Source organism: Enterobacter cloacae complex sp. FDA-CDC-AR_0164, from assembly GCF_003071645.1.
Taxonomy (GTDB): Bacteria; Pseudomonadota; Gammaproteobacteria; order Enterobacterales; family Enterobacteriaceae; genus Enterobacter; species Enterobacter ludwigii.
This window is the reverse complement of the sequence record NZ_CP028950.1, coordinates 3,705,407-3,719,535: the sequence shown is the minus strand read 5'-3', so window position 1 is coordinate 3,719,535 and position 14,129 is coordinate 3,705,407. Positions and strand designations below refer to the sequence as shown.

Annotated in this window: 15 protein-coding genes; 10 read left to right on the top strand and 5 right to left on the bottom strand. The window is 52.4% G+C overall.

Features of this window, described 5'->3' with window-relative positions:
* The first annotated feature begins 158 nt into the window (after positions 1-158).
* The 6 genes from pspF to sapF all read left to right on the top strand — a co-directional run bounded on the left by pspF (position 159) and on the right by sapF (position 6,504).
* A complete protein-coding gene (gene pspF / locus AM410_RS18440) occupies positions 159-1,136 on the top strand; it encodes a phage shock protein operon transcriptional activator (RefSeq protein ID WP_032680894.1) in 978 nt (325 codons plus the stop codon).
* 88 nt (positions 1,137-1,224) lie between these two features.
* On the top strand, positions 1,225-2,865 hold the full coding sequence (gene sapA, locus AM410_RS18435) for an ABC transporter substrate-binding protein SapA (RefSeq protein ID WP_020882454.1): 1,641 nt from the start codon (positions 1,225-1,227) through the stop codon (positions 2,863-2,865).
* Positions 2,862-3,827: a putrescine export ABC transporter permease SapB gene (sapB, locus tag AM410_RS18430; RefSeq protein ID WP_014170348.1), complete on the top strand. Its 966-nt coding sequence runs from the start codon at positions 2,862-2,864 to the stop codon at positions 3,825-3,827. The genes sapA and sapB overlap by 4 nt, the downstream gene beginning before the upstream one ends.
* Complete coding sequence (gene sapC, locus AM410_RS18425) at positions 3,814-4,704, top strand: putrescine export ABC transporter permease SapC (protein ID WP_014170349.1); 891 nt, start codon at positions 3,814-3,816, stop codon at positions 4,702-4,704. Before sapB ends, sapC begins: the two co-directional genes overlap by 14 nt.
* Entirely contained in the window at positions 4,704-5,696 is a 993-nt protein-coding gene (gene sapD, locus AM410_RS18420; protein WP_014170350.1) for a putrescine export ABC transporter ATP-binding protein SapD, read from the top strand. Before sapC ends, sapD begins: the two co-directional genes overlap by 1 nt.
* A 1-nt stretch (position 5,697) precedes the next feature.
* Positions 5,698-6,504: a putrescine export ABC transporter ATP-binding protein SapF gene (sapF, locus tag AM410_RS18415; protein ID WP_014170351.1), complete on the top strand. Its 807-nt coding sequence runs from the start codon at positions 5,698-5,700 to the stop codon at positions 6,502-6,504.
* Between the two features lie 147 nt (positions 6,505-6,651).
* On the opposite strand, the gene AM410_RS18410 is transcribed toward sapF, so the two are convergent.
* Positions 6,652-7,242 (bottom strand): TetR/AcrR family transcriptional regulator, encoded by a 591-nt coding sequence (locus AM410_RS18410; RefSeq protein WP_032680893.1) that lies wholly within the window; start codon positions 7,240-7,242, stop codon positions 6,652-6,654.
* Positions 7,243-7,374: 132 nt separating this feature from the next.
* On the opposite strand from AM410_RS18410, the gene AM410_RS18405 reads away from it, so the two are divergent.
* Both AM410_RS18405 and AM410_RS18400 read left to right on the top strand, forming a co-directional pair.
* Positions 7,375-7,770 carry a RidA family protein gene (locus AM410_RS18405; RefSeq protein WP_020882451.1) on the top strand — a complete coding sequence of 132 codons (396 nt, stop codon included), beginning with the start codon at positions 7,375-7,377 and terminating at the stop codon, positions 7,768-7,770.
* A 72-nt stretch (positions 7,771-7,842) separates the two neighbouring features.
* Positions 7,843-8,667, top strand: coding sequence for a helix-turn-helix domain-containing protein (locus tag AM410_RS18400; RefSeq protein ID WP_032680892.1), 825 nt, complete (start codon positions 7,843-7,845; stop codon positions 8,665-8,667).
* A gap of 52 nt (positions 8,668-8,719) precedes the next feature.
* On the opposite strand, the gene AM410_RS18395 is transcribed toward AM410_RS18400, so the two are convergent.
* The 4 genes from AM410_RS18395 to AM410_RS18385 form a co-directional block, all read right to left on the bottom strand.
* The gene (locus tag AM410_RS18395) at positions 8,720-10,069 is read right to left on the bottom strand and encodes a sensor domain-containing diguanylate cyclase (RefSeq protein ID WP_032679689.1); all 1,350 of its coding nucleotides are present in this window, start codon (positions 10,067-10,069) and stop codon (positions 8,720-8,722) included.
* 182 nt (positions 10,070-10,251) lie between these two features.
* Positions 10,252-10,464 carry a hypothetical protein gene (locus tag AM410_RS23960; protein ID WP_154819380.1) on the bottom strand — a complete coding sequence of 71 codons (213 nt, stop codon included), beginning with the start codon at positions 10,462-10,464 and terminating at the stop codon, positions 10,252-10,254.
* A 262-nt stretch (positions 10,465-10,726) separates the two neighbouring features.
* Positions 10,727-10,879, bottom strand: a complete 153-nt coding sequence (locus tag AM410_RS23955) for a hypothetical protein (protein ID WP_154816610.1) — start codon at positions 10,877-10,879, stop codon at positions 10,727-10,729.
* Positions 10,880-10,992: 113 nt separating this feature from the next.
* On the bottom strand, positions 10,993-11,817 hold the full coding sequence (locus AM410_RS18385) for a helix-turn-helix transcriptional regulator (RefSeq protein ID WP_032680890.1): 825 nt from the start codon (positions 11,815-11,817) through the stop codon (positions 10,993-10,995).
* Positions 11,818-12,134: 317 nt separating this feature from the next.
* Here AM410_RS18385 and fabI point away from each other — a divergent pair, with 317 nt between their 5' ends.
* Together fabI and AM410_RS18375 are read left to right on the top strand one after the other, a co-directional pair.
* Positions 12,135-12,923: an enoyl-ACP reductase FabI gene (fabI, locus tag AM410_RS18380; protein WP_020882447.1), complete on the top strand. Its 789-nt coding sequence runs from the start codon at positions 12,135-12,137 to the stop codon at positions 12,921-12,923.
* A 156-nt stretch (positions 12,924-13,079) separates the two neighbouring features.
* Positions 13,080-14,066, top strand: coding sequence for a CMD domain-containing protein (locus AM410_RS18375; protein ID WP_032680889.1), 987 nt, complete (start codon positions 13,080-13,082; stop codon positions 14,064-14,066).
* Positions 14,067-14,129 lie beyond the last annotated feature (63 nt).

Here is a 14,129-nt window from a genome sequence, read left to right as displayed (position 1 = left end):
CCTCATAGTTCTGTTATCGGGCGATGCCCTGCTACATAGCTAATACAAATACCGTGCCAAGTTTTTATCTTGTTGATTTTACTTGATGTGGTTGATTTCCAGGCATCGGCACACTATGCTCACCTGGTGAATATCACTAAGGAGTGGTTAATTTCATCATGGCTGGATACAAAGACAATTTACTCGGCGAAGCCAACAGTTTTCTGGAAGTCCTCGAACAGGTCTCCCGTCTCGCGCCGCTCAACAAGCCGGTGCTTATTATCGGTGAGCGCGGCACGGGCAAGGAACTGATTGCTAACCGTCTACATTATTTATCCGGACGCTGGGATGGCCCCTTCATTTCGCTTAACTGCGCGGCGTTGAATGAAAATCTGCTCGACACGGAGCTTTTCGGTCATGAAGCCGGTGCTTTTACCGGTGCCCAAAAACGCCATCCGGGTCGTTTTGAACGCGCCGACGGCGGCACGCTGTTTCTTGATGAACTGGCCACCGCGCCCATGCTGGTACAGGAAAAGCTGCTGCGCGTGATTGAGTATGGCGAGCTGGAGCGTGTCGGCGGTAGCCAGCCGTTGCAGGTCAACGTGCGTCTGGTGTGCGCGACCAATGCCAACCTCCCGCAAATGGTGGCAGAGGATAAATTCCGTGCCGACCTGCTCGACCGGCTGGCCTTTGACGTCGTTCAGCTCCCGCCGCTGCGCGAGCGAAGAAGCGACATCATGCTGCTGGCAGAGCAGTTTGCGATTCAGATGTGTCGCGAGCTCGGTCTGCCGCTTTTTCCGGGGTTCAGCGAGTATGCAAAGGAAACACTCCTCGCTTACCACTGGCCGGGAAATATCCGTGAGTTAAAAAACGTCGTGGAGCGTTCTGTCTATCGCCACGGCAGCAGTGAGACCGAGCTGGATAACATTATTCTCGATCCTTTTCAGCGTAGCCCGCAGCCAGCTTCCGCCCCGCCCGCGTCCGGAGCTTCCCCTGCACTTCCCCTGGATTTGCGGCAGTTCCAGCATGAACAGGAACAACAGCTGCTTGAGCAGAGCCTGAAGATGGCGAAATATAACCAGAAACGGGCGGCTGAACTCCTGGGTCTGACCTACCATCAATTAAGGGCATTGCTCAAAAAGCATCAAATGCGCTGACAATATCAGCACTTACCCGCAGACATTTTTACGAAGCAGGCGTAAGTGCGATACACTTTGCAGATCGAACCTAAAAACCTTAAAAATTATGCGTCTGGTTTTATCGTCCTTCTTTGCACTTGGTCTGTTCAGCAGCCTGGCGTTTGCTGCGCCCGAACCCGCTACGCAACCTGATATTCGCGACAGCGGCTTCGTCTATTGCGTAAGCGGTCAGGTTGATACATTTAACCCGCAAAAAGCGGGCAGCGGCCTGATTGTGGATACCCTTGCCGCGCAACTCTATGACCGTCTGCTTGATGTGGATCCCTACACCTACCGTCTGGTGCCAGAGCTTGCCGAAAGCTGGGAAGTCCTGGATAACGGCGCGACCTACCGTTTCCACCTGCGCGATGATGTCGCATTTCAGCACACGCCATGGTTTACCCCAACGCGCAAACTGAACGCGGATGACGTGGTCTTTACGTTCCAGCGTATCTTTAACCGTAATCACCCGTGGCATAACGTTAACGGCAGCAACTTCCCCTACTTCGACAGCCTGCAGTTTGCCGATACCGTTAAAAGCGTTCGCAAGCTGGATAACCGCACGGTGGAGTTTTCGCTGAAGCGCCCGGATGCCTCTTTCCTCTGGCACCTGGCCACCCACTATGCGTCCGTCATGTCTGCTGAATACGCCGCGAACCTGAGCAAAATCGATCGGCAGGAGTTAATCGATCGTCAGCCAGTCGGTACCGGTCCGTTCCAGCTGGCCGAATATCGCTCCGGACAATATATCCGCCTGCAGCGCCATGCGCATTTCTGGCGCGGCACGCCGCTGATGCCACAGGTAGTGGTCGATCTTGGCTCTGGCGGGACGGGGCGTTTATCAAAACTGCTGACCGGGGAGTGCGACGTGCTGGCGTGGCCTGCTGCCAGCCAGCTCACCATTTTGCGCGACGATCCGCGTTTGCGCCTGACGTTACGCCCCGGCATGAACATCGCCTATCTGGCGTTTAATACCGATAAGCCGCCGCTGAACAACCCTGCCGTACGCCATGCGCTGGCGCTGGCCATCAACAACCAGCGTCTGATGCAGTCGATCTATTACGGTACGGCAGAAACCGCCGCCTCTATTTTGCCGCGAGCCTCGTGGGCCTATGACAGTGAAGCTAAAATTACGGAATACAACCCGGCAAAAGCGCGTGAACAGCTGAAAGCGCTGGGGGCAGAAAACCTGACGCTGCAACTCTGGGTACCGACCAGCTCTCAGGCCTGGAACCCAAGCCCGCTGAAGACCGCCGAGCTGTTGCAGGCAGATATGGCGCAGGTGGGTGTGAAAGTGATCATCGTGCCGGTTGAGGGTCGTTTCCAGGAGGCGCGCCTGATGGACATGAACCATGATTTAACCCTGACAGGCTGGGCGACCGACAGTAATGATCCGGACAGCTTCTTCCGTCCGTTGCTGAGCTGTGCGGCGATTAACTCCCAGACCAACTACGCCCACTGGTGCAACCGGGAATTTGACGGCGTGCTGCAAAAAGCGCTGGCGTCCCAACAGCTGGCGTCACGCATAGACGCCTATGATGAAGCGCAGAAGATCCTTGCCGAAGAGCTGCCCGTGCTGCCGCTGGCCTCGTCCCTGCGCCTGCAGGCCTATCGCTATGATATTAAAGGCCTGGTGTTGAGTCCGTTCGGCAACGCCTCCTTCGCCGGCGTGTCTCGCGAAAAAGAACAAGAGGTGAAAAAACCATGATCATTTTTACCTTGCGCCGCCTTCTGCTGTTGCTGGTGACGCTCTTTTTCCTGACCTTTGTTGGTTTCAGTCTGAGCTATTTCACCCCGCACGCCCCGCTCCAGGGGTCGTCGCTGTGGGATGCGTGGCTCTTCTGGTTTAACGGTCTGCTGCACTGGGATTTCGGTGTTTCAAGCATCAACGGACAGCTCATCTCCGAGCAGCTGAAAGAGGTTTTCCCGGCGACAATGGAGCTGTGCATTCTGGCATTCGGTTTTGCCTTAATGGTTGGTATTCCGGTAGGGATGCTGGCAGGGATTTATCGCAACAAATGGCAGGATAAATTTATCAGCGCCCTCGCCCTGCTCGGCTTCTCGATCCCGATCTTCTGGCTGGCGCTGCTGCTGACGCTTTTCTTTTCCCTCAACCTGGGCTGGCTGCCGGTTTCTGGCCGTTTTGACCTGTTGTATACGGTAAAAACGGTGACCGGGTTTGCTATCGTTGACGCCTGGCTGTCTGATTCAGCCTGGCGACATGAGATGATCGTCAGCGCCGTACGCCATATGGTCTTGCCGGTACTGACGCTGGCGGTGGCACCGACAACCGAAGTGATCCGCCTGATGCGCCTGAGTACCATCGAGGTGTTCGATCAGAACTATGTCAAAGCGGCCGCCACGCGCGGCTTATCGCGCCTGACTATCTTGCGCCGTAATGTGCTGCATAATGCCCTGCCGCCTGTGATCCCGCGACTGGGGCTCCAGTTTTCCACCATGCTCACCCTGGCGATGATTACCGAAATGGTCTTCAGCTGGCCGGGGCTGGGACGATGGTTGATCAATGCTATCCGCCAGCAGGACTACGCCGCCATTTCGGCGGGCGTCATGGTGATTGGCTCTCTGGTGATTATTGTTAACGTGATTTCCGATATTTTGGGTGCTATGGCCAACCCGTTGAAGCATAAGGAATGGTATGCCCTACGATAACGTATACAGTGAAAAGCGCACGCCCGGTGCGCTGCGTACCGTGTGGCGTAAATTCTATGGTGACACCACGGCAATGATTGGCCTTTATGGCTTCGCCGGGCTGGTGTTGCTCTGCGTTTTTGGCTCCTGGTTTGCGCCCTACGGTATTGATCAGCAGTTCCTTGGCTATCAGTTGCTGCCCCCATCCTGGTCGCGCTACGGTGAGGTCTCTTTCTTCCTCGGTACGGACGACCTCGGGCGTGACGTATTGAGCCGCCTGTTGAGCGGCGCGGCGCCGACGGTCGGCGGTGCATTTGTGGTGACGTTTGCTGCCACCATCTGCGGTCTGGCGCTCGGCATCTTTGCCGGGTCGACGCATGGCCTGCGCTCGGCGGCACTGAACCACATTCTCGACACCCTGCTCTCTATTCCGTCCCTGCTGCTGGCCATCATTGTGGTGGCGTTTGTCGGGCCACACCTGTCGCATGCCATGTTCGCGGTCTGGCTGGCGATCCTCCCCCGCATCGTGCGTTCGGTATACAGCATGGTGCATGACGAGCTGGAAAAAGAGTATGTCGTCGCAGCTCGCCTGGACGGTGCGACAACCTTAAACATCCTCTGGTTTGCCGTACTGCCGAACATCGCTGCCGGGCTGGTCACGGAGATCACCCGCGCCCTGTCGATGGCGATTCTGGACATCGCGGCGCTTGGCTTTCTCGATCTCGGTGCGCAGCTGCCGTCGCCTGAATGGGGCGCGATGCTCGGTGACGCGCTTGAGCTTATCTACGTTGCGCCGTGGACGGTCATGTTACCGGGCGCAGCCATTATGGTGAGTGTGCTGCTTGTTAACCTGCTGGGCGATGGTATACGCCGTGCAATTAATGCGGGGGTGCAATAATGCCGCTTCTTGATATTCGCAACCTGACCATCGAGTTCAAAACCGGTGAAGGCTGGGTGAAAGCCGTCGATCGCATCAGTATCACCCTTGCTGAGGGTGAAATTCGCGGGCTGGTGGGTGAATCCGGTTCAGGGAAAAGCCTGATCGCCAAAGCCATCTGTGGCGTGGCGAAGGATAACTGGCGCGTCACCGCTGACCGTATGCGTTTTGATGATATCGACCTGCAACGCCTCTCTCCCCGCGAGCGTCGCAAGCTGGTCGGCCATAACGTATCAATGATTTTCCAGGAGCCGCAATCCTGTCTTGACCCTTCCGAGCGCGTGGGCAAACAGCTGATGCAGAACATTCCCGGATGGACCTATAAAGGCCGCTGGTGGCAACGGTTTGGCTGGCGTAAGCGTCGTGCTATTGAGCTGTTGCACCGCGTCGGGATCAAAGATCATAAAGATGCCATGCGCAGTTTTCCGTACGAACTGACCGACGGTGAATGTCAGAAAGTGATGATTGCCATCGCGCTGGCCAATCAGCCGCGTCTGCTGATTGCGGATGAACCGACCAACGCGATGGAACCGACCACGCAGGCGCAGATTTTCCGCCTGCTGACGCGTCTGAACCAGAACAACAACACCACCATTTTGTTAATCAGTCACGACCTGCAAATGCTCAGCAAATGGGCTGATAAGATTGATGTGATGTACTGCGGGCAGACGGTCGAAACCGCCCCGAGTGAAGACCTCATCACCGCGCCGCATCATCCGTATACGCAGGCGCTGATCCGCGCCATTCCAGATTTTGGCAGCGCCATGCCGCACAAGAGTCGCCTGAATACCCTGCCCGGGGCTATCCCGCTGCTGGAGTCCTTGCCGATTGGCTGTCGTCTGGGGCCGCGGTGCCCGTATGCGCAGCGTAAATGTATTGAGACGCCACGCCTGACAGGGGCCAAAAATCATCTATATGCCTGTCATTTCCCGCTGAACATGGAGAGAGAGTGAAATGGTCGAAACCTTACTGGAAGTCCGTAACCTGAGTAAGACCTTTCGCTACCGTACCGGACTGTTCCATCGTCAGACCGTTGAAGCCGTGAAGCCGCTCAGCTTTACCCTGCGCGAAAAACAGACGCTGGCGATCATCGGTGAGAACGGTTCCGGTAAATCCACGCTGGCGAAGATGCTGGCAGGCATGGTTGAACCCTCCGGCGGCGAAGTGCTGATAGATGACCATCCGCTGGAATTCGGCGATTACTCTTTCCGCAGCCAGCGTATCCGCATGATCTTCCAGGATCCGTCGACATCGCTCAACCCGCGTCAGCGTATTTCGCAAATCCTCGATTTTCCGCTGCGTCTGAATACCGATCTCGAGCCAGAAGCGCGACGCAAACGCGTTTTTGAAACCCTGCGGATGGTTGGGCTGCTGCCCGATCACGAGAGCTATTACCCGCACATGCTCGCCCCCGGCCAGAAACAGCGTCTTGGGCTCGCGCGTGCGCTGATATTGCGCCCGAAAGTGATCATCGCCGACGAAGCGCTCGCCTCGCTGGATATGTCGATGCGGTCGCAGTTAATTAACCTGATGCTCGAATTACAGGAAAAACAGGGTATCTCGTATATCTACGTGACCCAACATCTGGGGATGATGAAACATATCAGCGACCAGGTGATGGTCATGCATCAGGGTGAGGTTGTTGAACGTGGCAGTACCGCGGATGTTATGGCCTCTCCGCTTCATGAACTGACTAAGCGATTGATTGCCGGCCATTTCGGTGAAGCATTAACCGCGGATGCGTGGAGAAAAGATCGCTAGCGCGTTGGTGCAAGGGGCGGATTAACAACGCTCACCACGCGCGAAATCCTCGCGGCGTTTTAACGCCCCTTATCCGACAAAAATGCCCCCGGCACACCCATTCCTTTAAGGGTTAAATGGCAGCTCGCGCGCGTTAACCCTTTCCTTTCACTGATGGCGTAACCCGCTTGCAAGCAGGACAAACACCTCAATCGCATGTGGCAACGTCTTCTGTGGATCGTCACTGGCGGCTATCAACAGTGCAGCATTGAGCGCAGCGCCATTTAACAGCTGTGCAGCGACGTTTGCATCCATGTCTTTCAGGACCTTGCGTTCAATCATTTTTTCTATGGTCTCACGGGTAGATTCCAGACAGCTATTCTGGCTGGGCCAGTGGGCCGGGTCACCCAGAACAGCCGGACCATCACGCAGTACAATACGCTGCACTTCCGGATCGAGCGCCATGTTGATGTAAGCGACGCCTTCCGCCAGCAGTCGCTCCCAGTCATTCTCGGCGCTGGCGGCAATTTCCTTCGCCTTTCGTGCCATTTCGCTGTCTATCTGGGCGACCACCGCAGCCAGCAAGCCTTTCTTGTCAGTGAAATTATGGTATAGCGCTCCACGTGTTAACCCCACGCTTGCGGTCAGTTCATCCATGGAGGCTGCGGCATAGCCTTTCTCGGCAAAAGCTTTGCGCCCTGCCTGAATCATTTTTTCGCGATTTTCCTGGGCCGTTTCGGCACGGCTTTTTGCAGCCATAAGACGTCCTTGGTTACGTTGTGTTTTTACGTTTGACATACGTGGCGTATGTGGTTTAGATTTTGACATACGCCGCGTATGTTAATACGACCGCGTGATCTCAACAATACCCCCAATCGAAAAGGAAATGCCATGCACCCACGTGAACCTGTATTTCCCGCTAATCGTCATGCCCTCTATGAAGAACATGGCTATTCTGCTGCCATTCGCTCTGGCGATCTGTTATTTGTCTCAGGCCAGGTTGGAAGCCGCAGCGACGGCACACCTGAAACGGATTTCGGCGCTCAGGTACAACTGGCTTTTGATAATCTCCAGGCTACGCTTTCTGCTGCGGGATGTACGTTTGATGATGTGATCGACGTGACGACGTTTCATACCGATCCAGAAAATCAGTTTTCAACCATCATGGAAGCCAAAAAATTAGCGTTCCCCCGCCCCCCTTATCCGAACTGGACGGCCGTGGGGGTAAACTGGCTTGCGGGCTTTGATTTTGAAATTAAGGTCATTGCCAGAATCCCACCGCAATAAAGCAAGTATTTGGCATAAGCCCCACCGGCAATTTATTAATTACGTCATGACGCCACACGCTGTAGATATCGAATGAAAGAAAGTATTAGTAAATATATTCTCACCTGGGTAGAGGAAAATAATTTTTCTATTTTACATATTGATCAATTGGTTAAAGATACCGGGTATAGCAGAAGAACCATGGAAACATGGTTTAAAGAGAAATATCACCTCTCTTTAGGTGAGTACATCCTAAGGAGAAGGCTGAGCCTTGCAGCCATCATGCTCAGAATGACGTCGCTTCCCGTTACGGACATTGCTTATTTATTTCACTACCAAAGCAGCCAGGGGTTTTCAAGAGCCTTTAAAAAGATGTCGGGACTCACCCCTTCTGAATACAGAAATGCAAAAGAGTGGGATTTTGATATCCTTCAGCCCTCATTTTTATTAGACGATCTTAAAACACCCGAAATAACACTCTGTGAACTCAATGAGATTTTTCCGTATACCCATGAGATTATAGAGCACGATCATCTTTTTGATACTGCGGTGCACGATGTCACTAAAAAAATCAAAAAACTCCTGCTTGAGAATCGCGATCGGATCCAACAGCTTGCCATAGTGCCGCGCCGACCAGAACGTCTGGGTAAAAGCCGTTCCTATCTGGTAGAAGTCTTAATTTCATATTGTTTAGACAGCACTAAAACAACAAAGAAAGACACACTTTTACTTACCGGAAAATATGCAAAAATGTCCTTTGAAGGCAGCTGGGAATGTTATAGCGCCTATAACAAAATTGCGTTTGTTAAGGCAATGGTGACGAACCGCCTGACGTTGCGCGATGGCATTCATTTAATGCGTTTTAACGCCTGCAGCGATGAGCGCGTTAACTTTGATATTTACATCCCTGTGTTATAACCCCGTTTTTTCTTGCGCGTAAATCACACCGCGGGAGGCGCGCAACGCCGGTTCAGACCGACCCTGCGGCCTGTCTGCACACGGTTCTGTTTTTACCACCGTGCTTGGCCTCATACAGTGCTTCATCCACATCACGAATGATATCGCTACTGTTGACGTTTTCCTGAATGGCTGAGCACACGCCAATACTTAACGTTACCGTCAGGGGCACCGCGTACAGATTACCCTGCCCGGTGCGTTGCTCAACATTCTTGCGAATACGTTCTGCGACGACTACGGCCATACTCCTGTCCGTGTCGGGCAACAGCAGGCCAAACTCTTCACCTCCCAGTCTGGCAAAGACGTCATTATCACGAATACTGTCTTTAATAATATCCACGACCGCCAGAATGACGCGGTCCCCCACAGGATGTCCCCAGGTGTCATTAATGGTCTTAAAGTTATCGATATCCAGCATCATAATGCTGGTGCCCTTTTCTGTTCTGAGCATGCGGAGCCGCTGAAGTGCCTCAAAAAAATACTTGCGGTTGAAGATCTGCGTAAGGGGATCGCGGTTAACCCGATCGCCAAAAAATCTCAGCAAGCTGAAGACATGTAACAGTAAGGTACAGATAACAAATAGTTTACTGAACACTTCTACCGCCCGGCTGATATACCAGAGCGACAGGTTATACGTATCGAGTAAGAGCAGGAAAAAGTTATAGGTGATCGCAGAAAGGCACACCACGATGATGCTGTTCCAGACGCCAGATGAAAAGCGTGTCACGTAAGTCATGTAGCAGGCCAGGGCCGACCAGAGAACTATCAGAGCGTTAACGTAGCGGACATCCCAGACAGGATGATACTGATCGGGGCGATACGCGGCTATCGTTAATGTCCAGGTTGGATTGTAGCTGCTCAACGCATGGGCCAGCACCGGGAACATAACCAGGGGGATTAACGATATTAGCGCCAGCCAGACCTTATTCCGTAATGTGAACCGTCGTCGTGCCGTGTGTTTCTCCACCCATACAGCAAGCCCCAGCAAAAAAATAAAACTTAACTGGCGGAAAAAATAAAATACCGCCGTATCGTTAGTTTTTAGCGTATGGGTTAACCCTGCGTCTTCAGGAAGCTGAATGACGATAATCGTTTCTATGAAATAGATGAGACCGCTCAGAAACGCCATGCTCAGGATTAACAGGGATAAATGAGATCGGTCAGACGCATACTGCATCTGGATAAAAATAGAGATAATGGTATCCAGAAAAAATAGCGCAATCATGACGATCAAATAGGTTGTCATGGGTACCCTGAAACCTGGATTATCATTAACAAAAAAGGAGTTCACCGCGATCATCAGTGCAAACAGCAGCGCACCGGACAGCACGATCATTTTCTCAGCCAACGTAATGTTATTCATGTTCATTAATACCGCATAAATAAAAGACGTGAAACGGCAGAGCGATTTACACCATTCTCTGCTTAACATCGAGGGGCAAACCGGTCAGGCTTGCCACCCTCTTTTCAGATGCTTCAGTTAACCGACCTCAGTCTGTTGAAGTGGATTATCCCGGTCGATGTCGTACCGAACCGGGATATTCCCTACTGCGCTTTACTCACCAGTGAGATCACTCTTACCTGCTTGTTGCGATAGGCTATCGCCAGCGCTGAATAGGCCCTCGCCGGTAACGTATGATGTTTGTATTGTGAATAGACGTTGATAACCTCATTATCTTTACCGGCCCACAGGGCGATTTGCATCCAGTCGGCGACCTGAGACTCATCAAGCCGATGGTGGCCTGAAAACCAAGACAAGGCTGGTTCCGTATTGCCTTTTCTCGCCTCGATAATCAGAGCGTCATACTGACTATGTTCCGCTGGTGTCATGGCCGACACCGTCGCGTAAGGAAAAGAAACCGTTCCGACAATTAACGTCTTAACTAATAACTGTGCAATCCTCATGCATGCATTCCATATATCCGTATATGTTAAACTTAGTGATGCGTTTTATTCTGTAAAAGAAAATGTGAAAAATACTACTCCCCTGAAGCATATTGAAAGAAATGGCGAAACTCCTCTAACTTTCGCTCATATTCCCCCTGTCCTCCTCCGAAATTCTTGTCAGGGCACAATCCTGCAGATTATCGATACCGAGCCATTCGCTAAATGCGACGGAATAGGCAATTGAGTCGATATCATCATCATCGAATCGATACAATTCTTCTTTCATCGTTCACAACTCCATTTGTAAAACATCTGTTTTGCGAGGAATATATAGCGTCAGGGCTCACAGATGAGAGCCCGTACTGACTGATTCGTTTTAATTACGAGACGGTGCCAGACTCAGACTATGGGTATATAAATATCAAATACGACCTTATCTTCGGAGCAGGAATGGAACGTCATTAAATGGGTTTCATTACGCAGCCTGAATTGATGATAAGACATTATCCACAAATAGTTCTTTTTGCTGAGCTTACCGTAGGCGCTCCAGCTACCGTCATACCGCATAACGGCATATTTACCGGAAAAATGATATTCCTGTTTTTGGTGCGATGTATTATCCGGTGACAGATAATCAATTATGACTTCAGCCATGTTTTCCCGGCTTTTATCCAGGCCTTCTGGACGCCGTCCCCTGATGGCGATTTCTTTTACCTCCCCACGATGATCAAGCAAAAGTTTTCTCAGTCTTTTGGTCACATCCTGTATCGCAGGATTAAAAATATGATCATATACCGTCAGGGTATCGTTATAGGAAAACGTCCGCGCCAGCCGACAAATCTTCACGTCAGGTTTACGGAGCCCTTCTAATAACAGTGAAGGATGGTAACGCTGGAAGTCCCATATTTCATCGCTTCGATATTGAGACGGTGTTTTCCCGGTCAATTTCTTAAACGCGCGGGCAAAACCCTGTCCACTATGATACTGAAAAATGTGAGCGATTTCGGTGACCGGCAGCGACGTCATCCTTAATAAAGACGCGGCATAGCTCATTCGTCTCCTGAGCATATACTCACCCAGCGACTGGTGGAATTGGTGTTTAAACCAGATTTCGAGCGTCCTTCTGCTGTAACCCGTTTTTACGACCAGCCGATCGATATGCTCCAGAGATAAAATATTATCTTCAACCCAGTCTATAACGTGTTTGTTAATGATTTCTTTCATGTTTTGACTCTAACTGGATTGTAATACGTAAAATCCACTGAACGGATCATTTTGCGCAAAAACGCCCGCCTCTGGTTGGATGAGGCGAACCGGCCGCGCAGTGATATAATGGACGGATGCCTGTGAAACAGCGTGATAACGCGTTCGCTCACCCCCTTCCATGACATACGTCACGGGCTTTGAGCGAGAAATAGCGTGACACAAGGGGCACTGAGTGGGATATAATTTCGAGCTAATTTCGAATGACTTTGAAATGTTGCCTGTAATGCTATGATTTACAAGGCAAAAAATAAGCAATGAATATAAGGATTAAATCTATGGGTTTTCTTTCCGGTAAGCGCATTCTGGTAACTGGCGTTGCCAGCAAACTGTCCATCGCATACGGCATCGCACAGGCTATGCATCGCGAAGGCGCTGAGCTGGCGTTCACCTACCAGAACGACAAGCTGAAAGGCCGTGTAGAAGAGTTTGCCGCGCAGCTGGGTTCCAGCCTTGTTCTGGAATGCGACGTTGCACAAGACGAAAGCATCGATGGCATGTTTGCTGAACTGGCAAAAGCATGGCCGAAATTCGACGGTTTCGTTCACTCCATCGGCTTCGCTCCTGGCGATCAGCTGGACGGCGACTACGTGAACGCGGTAACCCGTGATGGCTTCAAAATCGCTCACGACATCAGCTCCTACAGCTTCGTGGCAATGGCTAAATCTTGCCGTGCGATGCTGAACCCAGGCGCAGCTCTGCTGACCCTGTCCTATCTGGGCGCAGAACGTGCTATCCCTAACTACAACGTTATGGGTCTGGCTAAAGCGTCTCTGGAAGCAAACGTCCGCTACATGGCGAACGCGATGGGTCCAGAAGGTGTGCGTGTGAACGCTATCTCTGCGGGTCCAATCCGTACCCTGGCAGCTTCCGGTATCAAAGATTTCCGTAAAATGCTGGCGCACTGCGAAGCGGTTACGCCGATTCGTCGTACCGTTACCATTGAAGATGTGGGTAACTCTGCAGCGTTCCTGTGCTCTGACCTTTCCGCGGGTATCTCCGGTGAAGTGGTTCACGTTGACGGCGGCTTCAACATCGCTGCAATGAACGAGCTGGAAATTAAATAAGCTGTGACTCTCTTCCCTCACGGGAAGAGAGTTTTCCTTCCTCCGCCCGACCCCTTCGTTATTCCGTTCAGCTATTTGTTATCACCTAACAATATTTTTCCCCACATCTGCCTTACGCCAGGATATTGATCGCCATTTTGAGATCAAGGAACGCCCATGGAACAACGCCGTTTTTCCGGCAAAGGCCACTGGTACCACGAAACCCAGTCAAACCACGCGCAGACGGATGTTCTGCCTCTGGTGCCCGAAGCCGCTAACGTCGACGATCGTTTTTTGCTCGATTTAGCCCTGCCTGACGAGATTGTCGCCGCCTGTACTGGCTGGCTCACCCCTGCCAGAACCTTATGCCACCTGTTGTTTCCGCTCTCAATCTCCGTTAACCGGCTGCATACGCTCAGCGCCTACGACAGATTGAGTACTGCATTAACGGTCGCGCAGGCCTGTGGCGTCCAACGGTTGTGTAACCACTATGCCGCCCTCCTCGCCCCGCTTCCCGGCCCTGACTCCTCACGCGAAAGTAACCGCCGCCTGGCACAAATCACCCAGTACGCCCGTCAGCTCGCCAGCTCACCTGATGTCATCGATGATAAAGCACTGCAGCAGCTTGATGAGGTGGGCCTGACAACCTACGACATGGTGCTTATTAATCAGATTATCGGCTTTATCGGTTTTCAGGCACGCGTGGTGGCCGTCTTTCAGGCCCTGCTGGGGCATCCTGTACGCTGGCTGCCCGGCCATCATATTCAGCCGCACACGCTGCCAGCCGCTCCTGAGTCCTGGGTGGCGCTTTTACCTGTCGTTGAACTGCGTTATGCCAGCGCGCATCAGCTTGAATCGCTTTCCCGCTGGCAGGCCGAACCCGCCCTTGAAGCGCTGACGCCGGTACTCAGCCATGAGCCCATCCTGCTCGACCTGACGGGTGAGATCCTGGTAAACAGCCATGATGATATTTCTCTTGATTCGCCGGCGCTTTCGGCGGCAATCGACTTGTTGACGCGTTCTCCGGACCGCTTCAGTGCCGCACAGTTCACCCCGCTCACTGAACAAGGACTGCCTGCGGTACGGGCGATAAAACTGCTCACCCGGAGCGCGATGGATGGCTGGCTTGAACGCCTGAAAGTCGCGTTTGGCAAAGGGGAATAACCATACTAATTACCCAAAGACCGCTTGCTGTGACAGTGAGAATCGCGTAAAACTGTCAGCCGC

Excerpts from the sequence above, each read along its gene's own strand:
- sapD (WP_014170350.1), top strand. The coding sequence starts at position 4,704 with ATGCCGCTTCTTGATATTCGCAACCTGACCATCGAGTTCAAAACCGGT.
- sapF (WP_014170351.1), top strand. The coding sequence starts at position 5,698 with ATGGTCGAAACCTTACTGGAAGTCCGTAACCTGAGTAAGACCTTTCGC.
- AM410_RS18395 (WP_032679689.1), bottom strand. The coding sequence starts at position 10,069 with ATGAATAACATTACGTTGGCTGAGAAAATGATCGTGCTGTCCGGTGCG.
- AM410_RS23955 (WP_154816610.1), bottom strand. The coding sequence starts at position 10,879 with ATGAAAGAAGAATTGTATCGATTCGATGATGATGATATCGACTCAATT.
- AM410_RS18405 (WP_020882451.1), top strand. The coding sequence starts at position 7,375 with ATGCACCCACGTGAACCTGTATTTCCCGCTAATCGTCATGCCCTCTAT.
- AM410_RS18385 (WP_032680890.1), bottom strand. The coding sequence starts at position 11,817 with ATGAAAGAAATCATTAACAAACACGTTATAGACTGGGTTGAAGATAAT.
- sapB (WP_014170348.1), top strand. The coding sequence starts at position 2,862 with ATGATCATTTTTACCTTGCGCCGCCTTCTGCTGTTGCTGGTGACGCTC.
- AM410_RS18375 (WP_032680889.1), top strand. The coding sequence starts at position 13,080 with ATGGAACAACGCCGTTTTTCCGGCAAAGGCCACTGGTACCACGAAACC.
- fabI (WP_020882447.1), top strand. The coding sequence starts at position 12,135 with ATGGGTTTTCTTTCCGGTAAGCGCATTCTGGTAACTGGCGTTGCCAGC.
- sapA (WP_020882454.1), top strand. The coding sequence starts at position 1,225 with ATGCGTCTGGTTTTATCGTCCTTCTTTGCACTTGGTCTGTTCAGCAGC.
- sapC (WP_014170349.1), top strand. The coding sequence starts at position 3,814 with ATGCCCTACGATAACGTATACAGTGAAAAGCGCACGCCCGGTGCGCTG.
- AM410_RS18410 (WP_032680893.1), bottom strand. The coding sequence starts at position 7,242 with ATGGCTGCAAAAAGCCGTGCCGAAACGGCCCAGGAAAATCGCGAAAAA.
- AM410_RS18400 (WP_032680892.1), top strand. The coding sequence starts at position 7,843 with ATGAAAGAAAGTATTAGTAAATATATTCTCACCTGGGTAGAGGAAAAT.
- pspF (WP_032680894.1), top strand. The coding sequence starts at position 159 with ATGGCTGGATACAAAGACAATTTACTCGGCGAAGCCAACAGTTTTCTG.